Annotated in this window: 16 protein-coding genes; all 16 read right to left on the bottom strand. The window is 42.0% G+C overall.

Going from position 1 to position 15193, the window contains the following annotated elements; genetic code table 11:
* Positions 1-43 precede the first annotated feature (43 nt).
* Entirely contained in the window at positions 44-829 is a 786-nt protein-coding gene (locus B5G00_RS01510) for a hypothetical protein (protein WP_087267399.1), read from the bottom strand.
* 86 nt (positions 830-915) lie between these two features.
* Positions 916-1653 carry a hypothetical protein gene (locus B5G00_RS01505; protein WP_087267396.1) on the bottom strand — a complete coding sequence of 246 codons (738 nt, stop codon included), beginning with the start codon at positions 1651-1653 and terminating at the stop codon, positions 916-918.
* Positions 1654-1734: 81 nt separating this feature from the next.
* Positions 1735-2517, bottom strand: coding sequence for a class B sortase (gene srtB / locus B5G00_RS01500; RefSeq protein ID WP_087267393.1), 783 nt, complete (start codon positions 2515-2517; stop codon positions 1735-1737).
* Positions 2518-2537: 20 nt separating this feature from the next.
* Positions 2538-3689, bottom strand: a complete 1152-nt coding sequence (locus B5G00_RS01495) for an LCP family protein (RefSeq protein ID WP_087267391.1) — start codon at positions 3687-3689, stop codon at positions 2538-2540.
* 98 nt (positions 3690-3787) lie between these two features.
* A complete protein-coding gene (locus B5G00_RS01490; RefSeq protein ID WP_087267388.1) occupies positions 3788-5116 on the bottom strand; it encodes a hypothetical protein in 1329 nt (442 codons plus the stop codon).
* Complete coding sequence (locus B5G00_RS01485) at positions 5113-5850, bottom strand: sensor histidine kinase (protein WP_087267385.1); 738 nt, start codon at positions 5848-5850, stop codon at positions 5113-5115. The genes B5G00_RS01490 and B5G00_RS01485 overlap by 4 nt, the downstream gene beginning before the upstream one ends.
* Before the next feature lie 34 nt (positions 5851-5884).
* Positions 5885-6595, bottom strand: coding sequence for a LytR/AlgR family response regulator transcription factor (locus tag B5G00_RS01480; protein ID WP_087267382.1), 711 nt, complete (start codon positions 6593-6595; stop codon positions 5885-5887).
* A 283-nt stretch (positions 6596-6878) separates the two neighbouring features.
* Positions 6879-7805: a bifunctional riboflavin kinase/FAD synthetase gene (locus B5G00_RS01475; RefSeq protein WP_087267379.1), complete on the bottom strand. Its 927-nt coding sequence runs from the start codon at positions 7803-7805 to the stop codon at positions 6879-6881.
* The gene (truB, locus tag B5G00_RS01470) at positions 7802-8725 is read right to left on the bottom strand and encodes a tRNA pseudouridine(55) synthase TruB (RefSeq protein ID WP_087267376.1); all 924 of its coding nucleotides are present in this window, start codon (positions 8723-8725) and stop codon (positions 7802-7804) included. The genes B5G00_RS01475 and truB overlap by 4 nt, the downstream gene beginning before the upstream one ends.
* Complete coding sequence (locus tag B5G00_RS01465) at positions 8722-9690, bottom strand: DHH family phosphoesterase (RefSeq protein ID WP_087267373.1); 969 nt, start codon at positions 9688-9690, stop codon at positions 8722-8724. Before B5G00_RS01465 ends, truB begins: the two co-directional genes overlap by 4 nt.
* A complete protein-coding gene (rbfA, locus tag B5G00_RS01460; RefSeq protein ID WP_087267370.1) occupies positions 9671-10066 on the bottom strand; it encodes a 30S ribosome-binding factor RbfA in 396 nt (131 codons plus the stop codon). The genes B5G00_RS01465 and rbfA overlap by 20 nt, the downstream gene beginning before the upstream one ends.
* Positions 10067-10087: 21 nt before the next feature.
* Positions 10088-12763, bottom strand: coding sequence for a translation initiation factor IF-2 (infB, locus tag B5G00_RS01455; protein ID WP_087267368.1), 2676 nt, complete (start codon positions 12761-12763; stop codon positions 10088-10090).
* Between the two features lie 14 nt (positions 12764-12777).
* Positions 12778-13128 carry a L7Ae/L30e/S12e/Gadd45 family ribosomal protein gene (locus B5G00_RS01450; protein WP_191385882.1) on the bottom strand — a complete coding sequence of 117 codons (351 nt, stop codon included), beginning with the start codon at positions 13126-13128 and terminating at the stop codon, positions 12778-12780.
* A complete protein-coding gene (gene rnpM / locus B5G00_RS01445) occupies positions 13085-13363 on the bottom strand; it encodes an RNase P modulator RnpM (RefSeq protein WP_087267364.1) in 279 nt (92 codons plus the stop codon). Before rnpM ends, B5G00_RS01450 begins: the two co-directional genes overlap by 44 nt.
* 9 nt (positions 13364-13372) lie before the next feature.
* The gene (nusA, locus tag B5G00_RS01440; RefSeq protein ID WP_087267361.1) at positions 13373-14542 is read right to left on the bottom strand and encodes a transcription termination factor NusA; all 1170 of its coding nucleotides are present in this window, start codon (positions 14540-14542) and stop codon (positions 13373-13375) included.
* Between the two features lie 18 nt (positions 14543-14560).
* On the bottom strand, positions 14561-15025 hold the full coding sequence (gene rimP / locus B5G00_RS01435) for a ribosome maturation factor RimP (RefSeq protein WP_087267670.1): 465 nt from the start codon (positions 15023-15025) through the stop codon (positions 14561-14563).
* Positions 15026-15193 lie beyond the last annotated feature (168 nt).

Below are 15193 nucleotides of genomic sequence, written 5' to 3'. Positions count from 1 at the left end.
CACACAAAATATTTACTTCTTAATAATATTTTAGATTGTAAAATTAATTACCTGTTTTTGGAGATTTTTTAACTGTAGTTGTCTTAACAACCTTCACAGAATCTCCTTTTACTTTGTCACCTTTGTTAGATGGATTTATTTCGATGGTATTTGTTGGTGTTCCTTCTTTATCCAGAACCACCACTTCACCATTGGACATAACCTTGATGATAGCTACAGGTGAAAGGCTATCGAAATGAGCAGTTACATAGTAATCTGTCCAGCTTCCTCCGTACAAATTCTCCCCACTTTTTACCTTCACAGTTCCTTCCAGGACTTCCCAAGTTCCATCAGCCTTCTGGTGAAGCACATATACGGTAGATCCCTCTTCTAGGCCCTGAATATCTCCATATGTATATGTATATTCTTCAGTTCCATCAAAAAAGTGGCTAGTACTTCCCAAGTTTATCTCAAGGTCAACGCCGCCTTCCGGCATTTCTGTTTCTTCAAAATTCCCATCAACCAGACTAAGATCATCTGCTGCAATAACTGTAATATCCTGTCCGTCTTTTACAGTATATCCAGCCTGGTTAAGAATATCTTTTACCTTCTCGTCATCGCTTAAGATTTCTTTAACTTCCTGACTGAGTTCTTTCATACTGTATGCAGTAACCTTATTTCCGTCTTTGTCTGTACCTGCTGCTCCCCAAATGGGATTAAAAGTTAATGTATTTCCGTCATTAACAATCTGCTCTGGGTCTGTTGGGCTGGATGCGAATACGCCTATACTCATGCTCATGCAAAGTACGGCTGCTGCAACAACTGCAGCTGCTTTTTTTATTTTGCTCATTGTTTTCTTTCTCCTCTCTATTTTGTGTGACATGATTTATTAAAACATTCCATTACAGAATGTCTTAACCTTAAAAAGCAAAGGTCTTAATTACCTGTCTTCGGAGATTTCTTCTCTGCGGTTGTCTTTACAACTTTTACAGATTCACCTTTTACCTTATCACCTTTATTGGCTTCAGTTGTTGTAATTGTACCTGTTTCATTACCATTTTTATCCAAGACTGTAATCTTACCGTTGGACATAACTTTAATGATCGCTACTGGAGAGAAGCTGTCAAAATGTGCTTTTACTTTATAGGTCGTAACGTCACCAGATGTTTCTACGACTGCTGTAGCTTCCAGCACTTCCCAGGTTCCATCAGCTTTCTGATGCAGGATATAAAGAGTATCATTATTTTTGATTCCCTCTAAATTCGGGTTGGAAAGTCCACTCCACAAATCAGCTCCCAGATAAAATTCAAAGTCTGTACCCCCTTCTGGGATCTCTACTTTTTCACCATTTCTGGGATCGATAAGCTCCATATCAGAAGCTGCAATAACGGTAATATCCTGATCGTCTTTTACCTCATATCCGGCATTTATAAGGATATCCTTTATCTGGTTTTTGTCCTGTAAGATTGCTTCAACTTCTTCACTAAGATCTTTAGATACCGCTACTGCGCTGATACTTGGGCCATCCTCATTATCCAAAGACATTCCGTAAGAAATACCTGGAATCTGGTCCGGATCTGTAGGGCTGGAAGCCAACACTCCCATACTCATACTCATGCAAAGCACTGTTGCAGCAATAAACGCTGCCACCTTTTTCAGATTTTTCATTCCCATCTTTTTCTCCTTTCTTCTCCTGGGATTTTTTATAAAAATGTCTTGATATACCAGACATTCTTATACACTTCGTAAATCTTCTCAATTTTCCCCCACCAGTGTAGCATTTACCAGCCATCTCTGATCAGGATACTCTCCGATACAAGTAGACAGCGTCAGAATTTTGCTCTCCTGGCTAACCGGCACATCAAGATTTACATTTCCGTCAATGGAACTTCTCAGCTCGTCCAGATATTTCTGGAAGTCATCCTTATCCTGGAAGTTATAATTTCCTAGTATATAACGGTCATCAAAAGCCACTGCCGCAAAAATTTGATACTTCAAAGTCTTGTCCGGCAGATAAATATAAATATAGGGATTACTGTCAAAAAATGTTCTGTCCGTATATTTATGAAGATCCGCAAACATAGTTCCTTCCTTCATATTATGTCCATATACCACCGTCACCGGATCCGTGAAGGAAGTTGAATTATATTTTTCAGTATAAATAGAACCTGGATATCCTGCTTTCCCATCAATTGTTGTGTTCAGATAATAGTCATCAGCTTCCGTAACAGACTGCAAAATGGGATAATTCACATTTGTCCCCGGTATCTGGATCCAGGCATAGACATCTGGATTTATTTCCTGAAGCGCTTCAAAATCCACCTGGTTTTGAACAGGATCCTCAGCTTGTGTTACAGCCTCTCCCTGGAGTGTCTGATATTCTTCTTCAGCCTCAACTGGATCTGCTTCTTCCACCTGTTCCTGAACAACTGCCTCAGACGCTTCCTGCTGAAAGAAAAAAATCACCCCTGCTGCCGCTCCCAGAACAATAATCAGCGCTGCCACTGCAGCTATCACTATTTTTTTTGTCTTTTTCATCTTTCCTTTCCTCTTTTCCCTTAGTTTGCGTTTTCTGCCGGACCGCCTTCTATAACGGTATTTTCCTCTGTATCAGAATCATTTGTCTGTTCTGCCGGAACCTCTTTATAAAACATCTGGATCACCAGCTGTTTCAGAGCATCTGCATCTACATGATATTCTTCATGCTCTCCGCCAGTAATCGTCTCCCCTGGCACCATACTGATATTTTCCAGGTTTATCTCCATATTCAGCAGTTCCGGTACTAAGTACGTGATATCTGCCACAGTTACATCTGTACACATATTTTCTGTAAGACTTTGGAACATTTTCACCGGCAATGTTAAATCCTTCCCTACAGCCTCCTTTGCCTGTTCAAGGTAACAAGTAATATACTGCTTCTGTCGTTCCAGTCTTCCCATACTGCTTTTGGGTATCGTCTCATCTCTCTGCCGTACATAGTCCAACGCCGCCTGTCCTTCCAAATGCATCTGCTGCCCTTCATAAAAGCTTCCATTCCACCAGTGCACAGTTTCTATTGATACCAGATCCACCCCGCCTATAGCGTCATTTAATGCCGGCAGTGCCTGGAAATTAATTGCACAATACCTCTGTATCGGAAGCTGAAACAGCAAATTGGACACTGTATCTATCATAAGTTCGCAGCTTTTTTCTGCCGTCTGCCCATAGGCATACTGCAGTGTGATCTGCTCGTTCTCTGTGCGTACAAAATTTCCCTTTGTATCTATAAGCTTTACAGGTACGATGGTTTCCCTTGGAACGGCAAGAAACTTTAATGTATCTTCCTTTGTATCAATGCTGGCAAGGATTACTACATCCGCAAGCCCTTCGCTTCCGGTTTCTCTTTTCTCCTCTATGGGAATATCTTTGTCAATGCCCAGGCATAGAATATTGATCACATCAGAATTATACTGGTATTGTTTCCCATCATATGTAATATAAAATCCTTCCTGCTCTTCTTCAGATATAGAATCTTCTGAAGTATTTTCCCTATTTCCCATATTTGCATCCATTATCTGAACCTGAGATTTCAGACTTCTTTCTCCCTGAAATCTCAAATATAAAAAGCCCAGACCTGCTCCGGCTACAATCAGCAAAATAGTCCCCAGAACTACTGCCGCTGCTATCTTCAGTCTCGACTTTTTTTTCTTATCTATTTTCTGTTCTTCCACAAAACTCACTCATTCCATTTCGTTTATCAGCAGATTACATTCTGCATAGAGATTTAATCTGTGGTAATTATATCAAATCTGTGTCTTTTGTCGCCCTCTTATTCAGAAACTGTCTTCTGATTGTAATATTCTGTACACGGAATCATAACTTTTACATAAAATCCACCTTCATTTTTCTCAGATTTAACTATCCCCTGATGCTTCTTTAGGAAATATCTCAACTTTCCAATCTGAAATCTTCCTTTACATCTGGTCTCCAGTATCAATACCACCTGATTTTTCACCGTTCCGGCAGTAAGAGAAATTTTTCTTTTTTCCGCCTCCACAGTCAGATTCCCTTCGATGGATTTCTCCAATAAAAGTACTAAAATCTCACTTAGCACTTCATAGTTTAAAGAACCCTTTCGGTAATTTCCAAAGAAAAAGCTGCAGAAAATCTGGTTTTGACTGGCCTTCCTGGCATAATAATACAAGACTGCATCAATTTCCCATTCACTGCAATAAACTCCAGCCTTAATACTGTGGTATTCCTGTTTCAATTTTTTCAGATAGTTTTCTGCTCTTTCTCCAGAAAAGGCTTTTTCCTCAAACTTCTCTATCTCCTTCATTTGGTGATCGATGATTTTTTGATTTTCTTCCATTCTTTGAATCTGTTCATCAATGGCTTTTCTGTGCAGTCTCAGGAATTCCTGCTGTTTTTTTAAAGCCCTGTGTTCCATCTCTATTCTCTTCATATAACCCATCCAGCTTATGACTCCTACTGTTCCTGCGCCTGCTGCCATCAGGAAAAACAGCAGCCACGTAACCCAGGACATCTGGCTCATCTTGTTTGCATAGCCATTCCACCAGGACATGATTCCCAAAAGAATATACAGCACTGTAAAGGAAATCCAAAATTTCCTGTGCTTCAGTTCTTTATTTCTATATTTTCTCAATCTATCCCGAAAGAAAAAATATAGAGGAAGAAACACTGCATACATCACCAATGGTATAAAGAGGTCCAAAGGCTGAAAAGGTCCTGCACTTAGAAACAGACTATTTCTGCCTTCTACAAAATTTATCATTGCCAGTATGACGCCGTTTAAAGCCACAGTATAGATTTCTGCTGCTATAGAAACAACCATGATTTTTAAGGCATCTCCTGCAAATGTGTAAAAGGCAACTCCCCACAGGATCACAGATTGAAAAGTAATGAAAAATTCATAACAATTGTTCCAGAAAGGATTTTGAGCAATGTAGTCCTGAAAAACAATTCCGCCTAATAGATTTAGCAGAATATTTCTTCCCAGATAGACTAGAGTGAGAGCCAGAAGTGACCTTCTTCTTTCTAAAGCTGTCAGCTGGATAATAAAAGCAATGGATATATTGGACAGTAAAATCAAGGCAACCCGAAAGGCAATCTGCCAGGGAAGCATTTCCATATTCATAGTCTTCCCTTTCCATAAAGGAGAATCCTGTCAGCTACTATCCTATTCTCCCTGTCTGCTTTAATCACTCTGGTTCCCTGATATTTCTCTACAAGACCGGAAATAATCTTCGTACCAATTCCATGTTCTGTCTTTTTATTTTTTTTCGTAACAAAACTGAACTCTTCCTCTGAAGAAATACAATTTTTAACAGTTATCAATATCTTATCCTCTTTCTTTTCCATATAAAACCAGATTCCTCTTCTCTCCCCCTCACGGCACCGCTGATTTGCTTCTATAGCATTATCCAGAAGGTTACATAGAAGTCCTACCATGTCAGCCTCTTCGATTTCCCTGTAAAGACAGTCTTCAGCACGTATATCTGCAGGAATTTCTAACTCCCGGCACTGCCTGGCCTTCATATCGAGAATCGTCTCCACAATCTCGTCCTTGCAAAACTCCCTTTTCTTTAAATCTGCATATTCTTTTTTCAGCCCCTCCATGTAGCTTCTGATCTCTCCCCTATCCTCCCGCGCTTCCAGAAGGCTTTCCAAGGTCTGGATATGTTTTGCTAGATCATGGCGGTACTTGCCAGAAGCCTCTATACGTTTCTGTATCCCTTGATAAAAATCTTTTGCCGTATCCATATACTCAGACAGCAGGCGATTTTCTTTTTCCAGAGCGTTCACTCGCATTCCAACAAGAATCAAAAGCAGGGAAGCCAGCAAAAGGATTGCACTTCCTAAGATCAGCATATAATCCTCCCCCTTCTTGCGGCAGATATAGCTTTTAGAGCATCTGTGTCATAGCCCAGCGCATAAATGCTGTCTTCACAGCCTTTGTATGACTTCTGCTTATCATGATCTTTGTCCCATTTTTCAAAATAAAGCATCCCTTTCCGAGTTCTCGGACAGCTGGCATATATACGATATAACTGTTGTGACAGCGAACAAAATCCATCTTAGACAATTTTTCCATCACACTTCCCAGCTTATCCCATATCTCATAATTTCCCCACACAGTTACGATCCTGGTAATTCTTCCGCTTCGCTCAAAATACAGAATATCTTCCGGAGCAAGAACCACTTCTTTCCCACCAATGGCTGAAAAGACAAGATTTTCTGACTTCTGCTCTATGGTATGCAAAATCTTTCCAAATACCTCTCCGATCCTATCCTGGAACTGTTCTTTTAAGACAAAAAAAGTATGTGCGGTATGATAAGTTTCCGTAGCATAACTCAGATAATTAGTAAGATATATGATCTGGCAGCTTTTCCATTTTTTATTAATTTTCCCAGCCAGAGCAATTCCACTTTCCTCCCCCAGATCTACATCCATAAAAATTGCTTCCAAGGGAGCTCCCTCATAAACCTCCAGATTTTCTCCCTGTGAAAAATACAGCACGTCTATTTTTATATCTACTTTCTTTCCATATGCCTCAATAATCCCTTTTGCTTTCTGATACCATTTACTGTCATCATCACAAATTCCCACTCTCATTACCGGTCTCTCCCACCTTTATACAAGTTTTTTCAAGGCCGATTTCCTTGACATTTTCTTATAGTATACTCCAAGTAAGTATAGCAAATTCTTACCTATTTATATCCGTCCACGCAAAATCTGTCGCTTTTATGTAATATTTTGTTTAATTTTATACCCTAACCTGGCAGGTATCAATCATTATTATATAAATTCTTTTTTAAACTTGTATTTTATCCATTTTTATATTTCCTTAAGTATATATAGAGAAAGAGACCGGATGAATCGCTCAATCCGGTCTCTTTCATTTTTTTTTCTGCTGAAAATATTCTTTTCCTGTTTGAATATCCCTCATCATCTGAATTTTTAATTCTTCCAGAGAAGAAAACTTTAATTCCGGTCTCAGATAGCGGTAAAATTTCACCTCTGCCTCCTGTCCATACAGGTCTTCATGACAGGAAAACAGGTAGGTCTCCACACCCAGAAAGTTTTCCTTAACCGTAGGCTTATAACCTACATTGGTAATTCCCTGGTAAGTTTTCCCCTGAATGACTGACTCCGTAATGTATACCCCATTAGGAGGCAGTTTTTTTATAGAAGGGGGAATCAGATTTGCCGTAGGAATACCAATGGTCCTTCCCAGCTGTCTTCCATGGACAATCTCTCCTTTTGTAAAGTAGATATACCCCAGAAGACGGTTCACTTCTTCCATATGGCCTTTTTCTAATTCTTCCCGGACATAGGTACTGCTGATATCTCTGTTCCCGTACTTCTCTTTTTCTACAATTTCTGTGTAAAAACCATAGACCTTTCCCAGTTCCTGCAAAAGCTGAGGCGTACCTTTACGCTGATATCCGAAGCGGAAATCTGGTCCTACAGCAAGGTATTCCCCATGAAGCCTGTCCACCAGATATTCTTTTACAAAGGCCTCTGGCTCCATATGCATCAGCTCCTCTGTAAAAGGACACTCCGTAAGAATATCTACTCCCAGACCTTCCGCCAGTTCTCTTCGCTCTTCATAAGTAAGCAGAAATTTGGGAGAGGTGTGAAGCATAAAAGATTTAGGAGCCACATCAAAGGTAAATATCACGGTTCTGCAGTCTCTGCTCTGTCGTTCCTTGATGCAATTTATCAGCTTCTGATGTCCCCGATGAAGTCCGTCAAATTTTCCCAGAGTAATGCCGCTTCTGATTCCCTTCTCCAGATGAGGTACCTGTGTGGTATAAATCATGTTTTCTCCTTTCGGATGTCAGAATCTAAGAAGTCCTGGGGCGAAGAAAAAATTGTTGTGGGACGATACTGGCGTCTTTCTTTCTGCCATTGATAAATTCCTATAAAAATCCCACTGCTGTGATATACCCTGACATTCTCGCCGGGGATCTCCCCCTTCCATGGAAGGGGATTTCCATTTTCCAGCATCTTGTCAAATTTTCTGTCTGCCAGAATCTTCGGATAATCTGAAAACATTTCATCCGGCCCAAGGATATACTTTTCCAGTTCCCCCTGGTTTACCAGTTCTTCTATCTGAGAAAGCTTCAGACTGTTTTCAATGGAAAATCTGTCTACTCTGGTCCGAAGAAGACTCTCCATACAGCCTTTGCATCCCAGTTTTTCTCCGATATCATGACACAGAGTCCTTATGTAAGTTCCCTTTGAACAAGTTACCCTGACAGTGACAAAAGGCAGTTCCATGGAAAGGATCTTTATGTCGTAGAAAGTCACTGGTCTGGGCTTTCTCTCCACTTCTTTTCCCTCTCTGGCCAGTTCATATAACTTCTTTCCCTGAACTTTTAGTGCAGAATACATAGGTGGAACCTGCATCTGTTCTCCCTCAAAGCTCCGGATGCACTCTGCCACTTTCTCAGGAGAAACTTCTACAGGACGTTGGCATTTTACTTGGCCTGAAATGTCCTGGGTATCCGTCTCAATTCCCAGATGGATCACTGCCTCATAAGTCTTTCTTTTATCTGTCAGCATCCCGCAGAGTTTTGTAGCTCTTCCCAGGCAGACAGGGAGGACTCCCTGGGCATCTGGGTCCAGGGTCCCTGTGTGGCCGATTTTCTTCTGCTTCAAAATTCCTCTCAGCTTTGCCACCACGTCATGGGAGGTATATCCCTTTTCCTTATAAACATTTAAAACTCCGTTTATCATGATTTCTGACTTCTCTCTTTAAGCTGTTTTGCAATGGGTCTGGTAAGGTTGTTGATCACATCATATACGGACCCCTGCATAGTACAGCCAGCAGCTTTTACATGGCCGCCGCCGCTGAAATAGGATGCCACAGCATTTACATCAACGTTACCATTTGAGCGAAGACTTACCTTAAATTCCTGCGTCTTTACCTCATAGATAAAAATCGCAACTTCCACGCCTTTGGTCACTCGGAGCTGCTGAACAATTCCGTCCAGATCCTTGGGCTCCACTCCGTAAAACTCCATATCTCTCTTCCTGATATATCCCACGATTACCTTGCCATCCATGATCAGGATGCTTTCCATGAGGCATCTGCCTAAGATTTGATTCTGGACATAACTTTTCTCATAGAAGGATTTATCTATGATCTCAGAAAAGTCAATTCCCATTTCCATCAGTTCCGCAGCAATTCTCATAGTCTGAGGAGAAGTACATGTATACTGGAATACTCCTGTATCATGGGCAATTCCCGTATAAATGGCCTCTGCAGTCTCCTTGGTAATCTTTTCTTTTTCCAGAAGGGTATACAAAAGTTCTGAGGCGGAGCTGATCTCCGGTCTGATCACATTGATATCCCCGAAACCTTTGTTACTTATATGATGGTCGATACAGATAGTCCTGCCTGCACTTTCATATCCGGCAATTGCTACTCCTATACGGTTTTTCTCACTGGTATCCAGGACAAAGAAAACATCGTATTTTTTATTTTCATCATACTCTGTCTTAACCTGGTCCAGACCCTGGATAAAAGAGAATCCTGACTTAGGCTCTTCCAGATATACATCTGTCTCAATTTCCGGATAATTGGTCTTTAAATAAAGATATAAACCCATGCAGGCTCCCACACAGTCTCCGTCAGGACGGACATGCCCTGCGATACCTGCAGTCTTAACACCTTTTAATTCACTGGTTATCTTCTCCATCTCCCTGCACCTCCTGTGCATCTTCTTTTTTGCTCACTTCGTCAATGAGTTTCGACATAGCAACACCATACTCAATGGATTCGTCCAGGATGAAACGAATTTCAGGGGTATTCCGAAGATTTATATTCTTCGCCAGCTGTCTGCGAATATACCCCTCTGCGTTTTTCAGCCCCTGAAGGGTATTCTTTTTTTCTTCTTCATTTCCCAGTACACTGATATAGGCTCTGCATGTCTTCAGATCCGGCGCAACCTCTACAGATGTTACTGAAGTCATTGGATGGATGCGTGGATCTTTGATCCCTCCCCGGATCAGATTGGCCAGCTCATGCTGCACCTCTGCATTGACCCGGGTGTTTTTTATACTGTTTTTTCTCATAACTTCCTTCCCGGTTTCTTCCTACCTTGGCACTTCCACCATGATGTAGGCTTCTACCTGGTCCTCTTCTTTAATATCATTGAAACCTTCAAAGACAAGACCACATTCGTAGCCGGCCTTTACTTCTTTTACATCATCTTTAAACCGCTTCAGAGAAGCCAGTTCTCCTTCGTATATCTGCTCTCCTTCTCTGGAGATACGTACTTTGCAGTTTCTCTGGAACATACCATCTGTCACATAGGAACCGGCAATATTTCCTATACCGGAAGCCTTGAAGATCTGACGGATTTCTGCGTGTCCGATAACCTTTTCCTCGAATACCGGATCCAGCATACCTTTCATAGCTGCCTCTACGTCCTCGATGGCCTGATAAATAACTCTATACAGACGAAGGTCTACTCCCTCCTGCTCTGCAATAGATTTTGCAGTAGCATCTGGCCTTACGTTAAATCCGATAATGATCGCATTAGATGCGCTTGCCAGAGATACATCAGATTCATTGATGGCACCTACGCCTCCGTGGATCACCTTTACTACCACTTCCTCGTTAGACAGTTTTACCAGGCTCTGTTTCACTGCCTCTACAGAGCCCTGAACATCTGCTTTAACGATAATCGGAAGCTCTTTCAGATTACCAGCCTGGATCTGACTGAACAGATCATCCAGAGACATCTTTGATTTAGTCTCTTCCAGAAGACGGTTTTTATTCTCTGAAACAAAGGTTGCCGCAAAGTTTTTCGCTTCTTTGTCATTTTCAGTTACTACTAAAATCTCACCGGCATTAGGAACATCGTTAAGACCAAGGATTTCCACTGGAGTGGAAGGGCCTGCTTCTTTTACTTTTCTTCCTTTATCGTCAATCATGGCTCTTACTTTTCCTGAGCAAGCGCCTGCTGCAATAAAGTCTCCTACATGAAGGGTACCTTTCTGTACCAGGATCGTAGCCACAGAACCTTTTCCTTTATCCAGCTTTGCCTCGATCACAAGACCTCTGGCTCTTCTGTTTGGATTTGCTTTCAGTTCGGCAACCTCTGCTGTCAGCAGGATCATTTCCAGAAGGTTATTGATTCCTTCTCCGGTATGAGCAGAAACAGGTACAAAGATGGTGCTGCCGCCCCAGTCTTCCGGAATCAGCTCATATTCAGAAAGCTCCTGTTTTACTCTCTCGATATTGGCGCTTGGCTTATCAATCTTATTAATGGCAACGATAATTTCTACTCCTGCAGCCTTTGCATGGTTGATAGCCTCGATAGTCTGAGGCATAACGCCGTCGTCAGCAGCTACTACCAGTACGGCGATATCTGTAGCGTTGGCGCCTCTCATACGCATGGCGGTGAAGGCCTCATGTCCAGGAGTATCCAGGAAAGTAATCTTCTGTCCGTTAATCGTTACCATATAGGCGCCGATATGCTGAGTGATGCCTCCGGCCTCACGGTCTGTTACATGGGTTTTTCTGATACAGTCCAGAAGAGAGGTTTTACCATGGTCTACATGACCCATAACGCAGACTACTGGTGGTCTTGGCACCATGCTGCTCTCATCATCTTCTTCATCTTTCAGCAGTTCTCCGATAACATCTACTTTCTCTTCAGGTTCTGCAATGATATCATATTCCAGAGCAATTTCCTGAGCCTTTTCAAAGTCGATCTCATGATTTACGGTTACCATGATTCCTTCCATGAAAAGTTTCTTTACGATCACAGAAGGCTGCATCTTCATCTTATCTGCCAGTTCCCGGATTGTCATTTTTTCTGGAAGTGTGATTTCTTTTACTTCTTCCTTTTTCTCTTCCTTTGGATGAGAAACCGGCTTCTGAAGCTGAAGAGCCTTGGGAATACGCTGAGTCTGACGGCGTCCGCCCTGATTAGGTCTTCTGCTCTGGTTCTGGTATTCATCTCTTCTGTTATCTTTCTTCTTATTTTCTCTGTTTGCCTTCCGGCTGTCTTTTTCTACAAATTCCAGATTCGGTGTTTCAAATTTATTTCCCTGATCTCTTCTGGAATCTCCTCTTCCCTCATTCTTGCCTCCGAAGCGGCCCTGCTGACGATTCTCGCCGGAGAAACGGGAACGGTTTTCTCCATTGTTAAAACGTCCCTGGGAACGGTCATTTCCGCTGTTTTGACGATTCTGGCGATTGTCGCCACGGCTGTCGTTCCGGTTGTTCTGATGATCCTGTCCGCCGCCAAAACGCCCGCCCTGACGGCCTTCTCCATTATTGTTCCGATTGTTAAAGCGGCCCTGAGAACGATTTTCTCCACCTGCCGGACGGTTCTGACGATTTTCCCCATTCTGTCCGTTATACCGGTTATTATTGGGGCGGTTGTTTCTGTTTTCCTGTCTTGAACCGCCATTTGCATTTCTGCTGCCCTCTCCCTGACGGTTATCCTGGCGTTTATTCTCTGGTCTCTGTTCCTGTCCAGGTCTTGTATTCTGACGGGGCTTCTGTTTTCTCTCAGGCATATGGCTTGCGTTCTGAGGCCGGAACACCTGGATAAACTTCTTCTTTGGCTTTTCTCCTGCACTGGTAGCTGATACATTCCCCTTCTTAAAATTTGCTCTTACCATCCGCGCGTGGTCATCCTCTACTGTGCTCATATGGCTGGTCAGATCTATATTCTTAGATTTCAGAAAATCCAAAACCTCTTTATTGCTTACATTCAATTCTTTTGCGAGTTCATAAACTCTCACTGTTGACATATATTGCCCTCCTTCTATTGTTCATGTCTTTTCTTTTCAATCTTTTTTATTACGGCCCGGGAAAAGTTTTCGTCGGTCAGCCCAAGGGACGCCCGATATTCCTTTCCTATGGCCCTTCCCAACTCCTCCTTTGATCCGATGATGTAAAACGGCACCTGATAATATGTGCACATATCATGAAATTTTTTTCTTGTATTTTCTGATGCATCCTGGGCAATGATGACCAGGAAAGCCTTCTGAGTTTTTACGGCCTTTTCTGTAGCAAACTCACCGCTTACCACTTTTCCTGCTTTTGCAGCCAGACCTACAAGAGATATTTCTTCAGGTATTCTCAATATCTTCAAACTCCTTTTCAAGATGCTCATAGACCGTCTGGGGAATCTCCATTTTCAGAGAACGCTCCAGGCCTTTGTTCCTGACTGCTTTTTTCAGACATTCTCTGTCAAAACAGAGATAAGCGCCTCTGCCGTTTTTCCGGCCTGTGGCGTCCAGGATCACCTGGCCATCTTCTGTTTTCAGCACTCTGAGCATCTCTTTCTTACTTTTCATTTCACCGCAGCCCACACATTTTCGCATGGGGATTTTCCGCACTGCTGCCATATTTTCCCCCTATTCTTCTGAGGCTTCCTCCTCATAGTCTTCATAGTCCGTATAATTATCAGCTTCCGGAATCTCTGTTTCAATTTCCTGGACTTCCTCATATCCGTTTTCATATTCCTGCTCATAGAACTCGAAATCTCCAGATTCTCTTGCCTGAGTCTCGCTCTTGATATCAATCTTAAATCCAGTAAGTCTGGCAGCCAGTCTTGCATTCTGTCCCTCTTTTCCAATTGCCAGGGAAAGCTGGAAATCAGGAACAATGACCATAGCATTCTTCTCTTCCGGGTCTGCCATAACAGAAATGACCTTTGCAGGGCTTAAAGCATTTTCGATGAGAATAGCCGGATTGTCGCTCCAGTTGATGATATCAATCTTTTCTCCTCTCAGCTCCTCTACAATAGAGTTAACTCTGGCGCCGTTCATGCCTACGCAGGCTCCTACAGGATCTACGTCAGGGTCATTGCTCCAGACAGCAATCTTTGTTCTGGATCCAGCCTCTCTGGCAATGCTCTTAATCTCTACTGTACCGTCTTTTACCTCTGTAACCTCTGCTTCAAAGAGACGTTTCACCAGTTCCGGATGAGTTCTGGACACCAGGATCTTCGGACCCTTTGGTGTATCTTTCACTTCCAGAATGTAAACTTTAATTCTCTCTGTAGGCTTAAATACTTCAGTCTTAACCTGTTCGTTTTCTGTAAGGATTGCATCTGCCTTGCCCAGATTAATGCTGTAATTTCTGCCCATTGTCCGCTGAACGATTCCGGTAACCACATCTTTTTCTTTGGCATAATATTCATTAAAGATAACTTTTCTTTCTTCTTCACGGATTTTCTGCAGGATTACGTTTTTCGCATTCTGTGTAGCAATACGCCCAAATTGTTTTGATTTGATTTCCACATTTACGATATCGCCCAGTTCATACTGAGAATTCATCATCTTAGCATCTGCCAGACTGATCTCTGTCACTGGATCCTGAACCTCTTCTACTACTGTCTTCTCTGCAAACACGCCAAAATCGCAGGTCTCAGGATTAATATTTACTTTAACATTATCTGCTTTTCCAAAATGATTTTTGCAGGCCTGGATCAAAGACTGCTCAATGGCTTCTAAAAGAGTTTCTTTGCTGATGGATTTTTCCTTTTCCAAAATATCCAATGCTTCTAATAATTCTGTGTTCATTTTACTTCCTCCTAAAATTTAAAAATCAAACGCAAGGCGTATCAGGGCAATGTCTGTCTTTTGAAAAGTCTTTTCTTCTCCTTCACAGTCAATGGTCACACTATTCTCATCATATGCAGTCAAGACGCCGTAAAATTCCTTTTCCCTGTTTATGGGACGGTAAGTTCTGATTTCCACCTCTTCTCCCATGCTGCGTTTAAAATCTTTTTCCTTTTTTAAAGGTCTTCCCAGACCAGGGGAACTTACTTCCATAATATAGGCTTCATCAATAAAGTCCTCCTCATCCAGTTTATCAGAAAATTCTCTGCTCACTGTCTCGCAGTCGTCTACAGTAATTCCTCCCGGTTTGTCAATATATGCCCTGAGGTAAAAATTTCCTCCCTCTTTGACATATTCCACATCCACCAATTCAAATCCATGCCGCTCTACAATAGGGGTTATCAAAACTTCTGCTTTCTGTTCATAGGTTTCTTTTTTACTCATGTCCTCACCTTCTTTCACAGGATCTCAAAATCCTCCCGGTATACAAACGATAAGAGTGGACCTCTCGGTCCACTCTTATGCTGAAATAACTATCGTGTTCTTACATAGAATAACACTATTTTCTCTATCTTGCAAGGGGTTTTTCCTTTATTTCAAGGCTTTTTCTCC

The sequence above is a fragment of the Blautia sp. An46 genome, from assembly GCF_002161645.1.
Classification (GTDB): domain Bacteria; phylum Bacillota; class Clostridia; order Lachnospirales; family Lachnospiraceae; genus Blautia; species Blautia ornithocaccae.
Note: the sequence above shows the minus strand (reverse complement) of the source record. Positions and strands in the feature narration are given on the sequence as shown.

Coding starts and splice junctions, on each gene's coding strand:
- B5G00_RS01510 (WP_087267399.1), bottom strand. CDS start 829: ATGAGCAAAATAAAAAAAGCAGCTGCAGTTGTTGCAGCAGCCGTACTT.
- B5G00_RS01485 (WP_087267385.1), bottom strand. CDS start 5,850: ATGCTGATCTTAGGAAGTGCAATCCTTTTGCTGGCTTCCCTGCTTTTG.
- rimP (WP_087267670.1), bottom strand. CDS start 15,025: ATGAGTAAAAAAGAAACCTATGAACAGAAAGCAGAAGTTTTGATAACC.
- B5G00_RS01465 (WP_087267373.1), bottom strand. CDS start 9,690: ATGGAGAAGATAACCAGTGAATTAAAAGGTGTTAAGACTGCAGGTATC.
- B5G00_RS01475 (WP_087267379.1), bottom strand. CDS start 7,805: ATGATTTATACCACACAGGTACCTCATCTGGAGAAGGGAATCAGAAGC.
- B5G00_RS01490 (WP_087267388.1), bottom strand. CDS start 5,116: ATGAATATGGAAATGCTTCCCTGGCAGATTGCCTTTCGGGTTGCCTTG.
- rnpM (WP_087267364.1), bottom strand. CDS start 13,363: ATGGCAGCAGTGCGGAAAATCCCCATGCGAAAATGTGTGGGCTGCGGT.
- infB (WP_087267368.1), bottom strand. CDS start 12,763: ATGTCAACAGTGAGAGTTTATGAACTCGCAAAAGAATTGAATGTAAGC.
- B5G00_RS01480 (WP_087267382.1), bottom strand. CDS start 6,595: ATGAGAGTGGGAATTTGTGATGATGACAGTAAATGGTATCAGAAAGCA.
- B5G00_RS01505 (WP_087267396.1), bottom strand. CDS start 1,653: ATGGGAATGAAAAATCTGAAAAAGGTGGCAGCGTTTATTGCTGCAACA.
- nusA (WP_087267361.1), bottom strand. CDS start 14,542: ATGAACACAGAATTATTAGAAGCATTGGATATTTTGGAAAAGGAAAAA.
- truB (WP_087267376.1), bottom strand. CDS start 8,725: ATGATAAACGGAGTTTTAAATGTTTATAAGGAAAAGGGATATACCTCC.
- srtB (WP_087267393.1), bottom strand. CDS start 2,517: ATGAAAAAGACAAAAAAAATAGTGATAGCTGCAGTGGCAGCGCTGATT.
- rbfA (WP_087267370.1), bottom strand. CDS start 10,066: ATGAGAAAAAACAGTATAAAAAACACCCGGGTCAATGCAGAGGTGCAG.
- B5G00_RS01450 (WP_191385882.1), bottom strand. CDS start 13,128: ATGAGCATCTTGAAAAGGAGTTTGAAGATATTGAGAATACCTGAAGAA.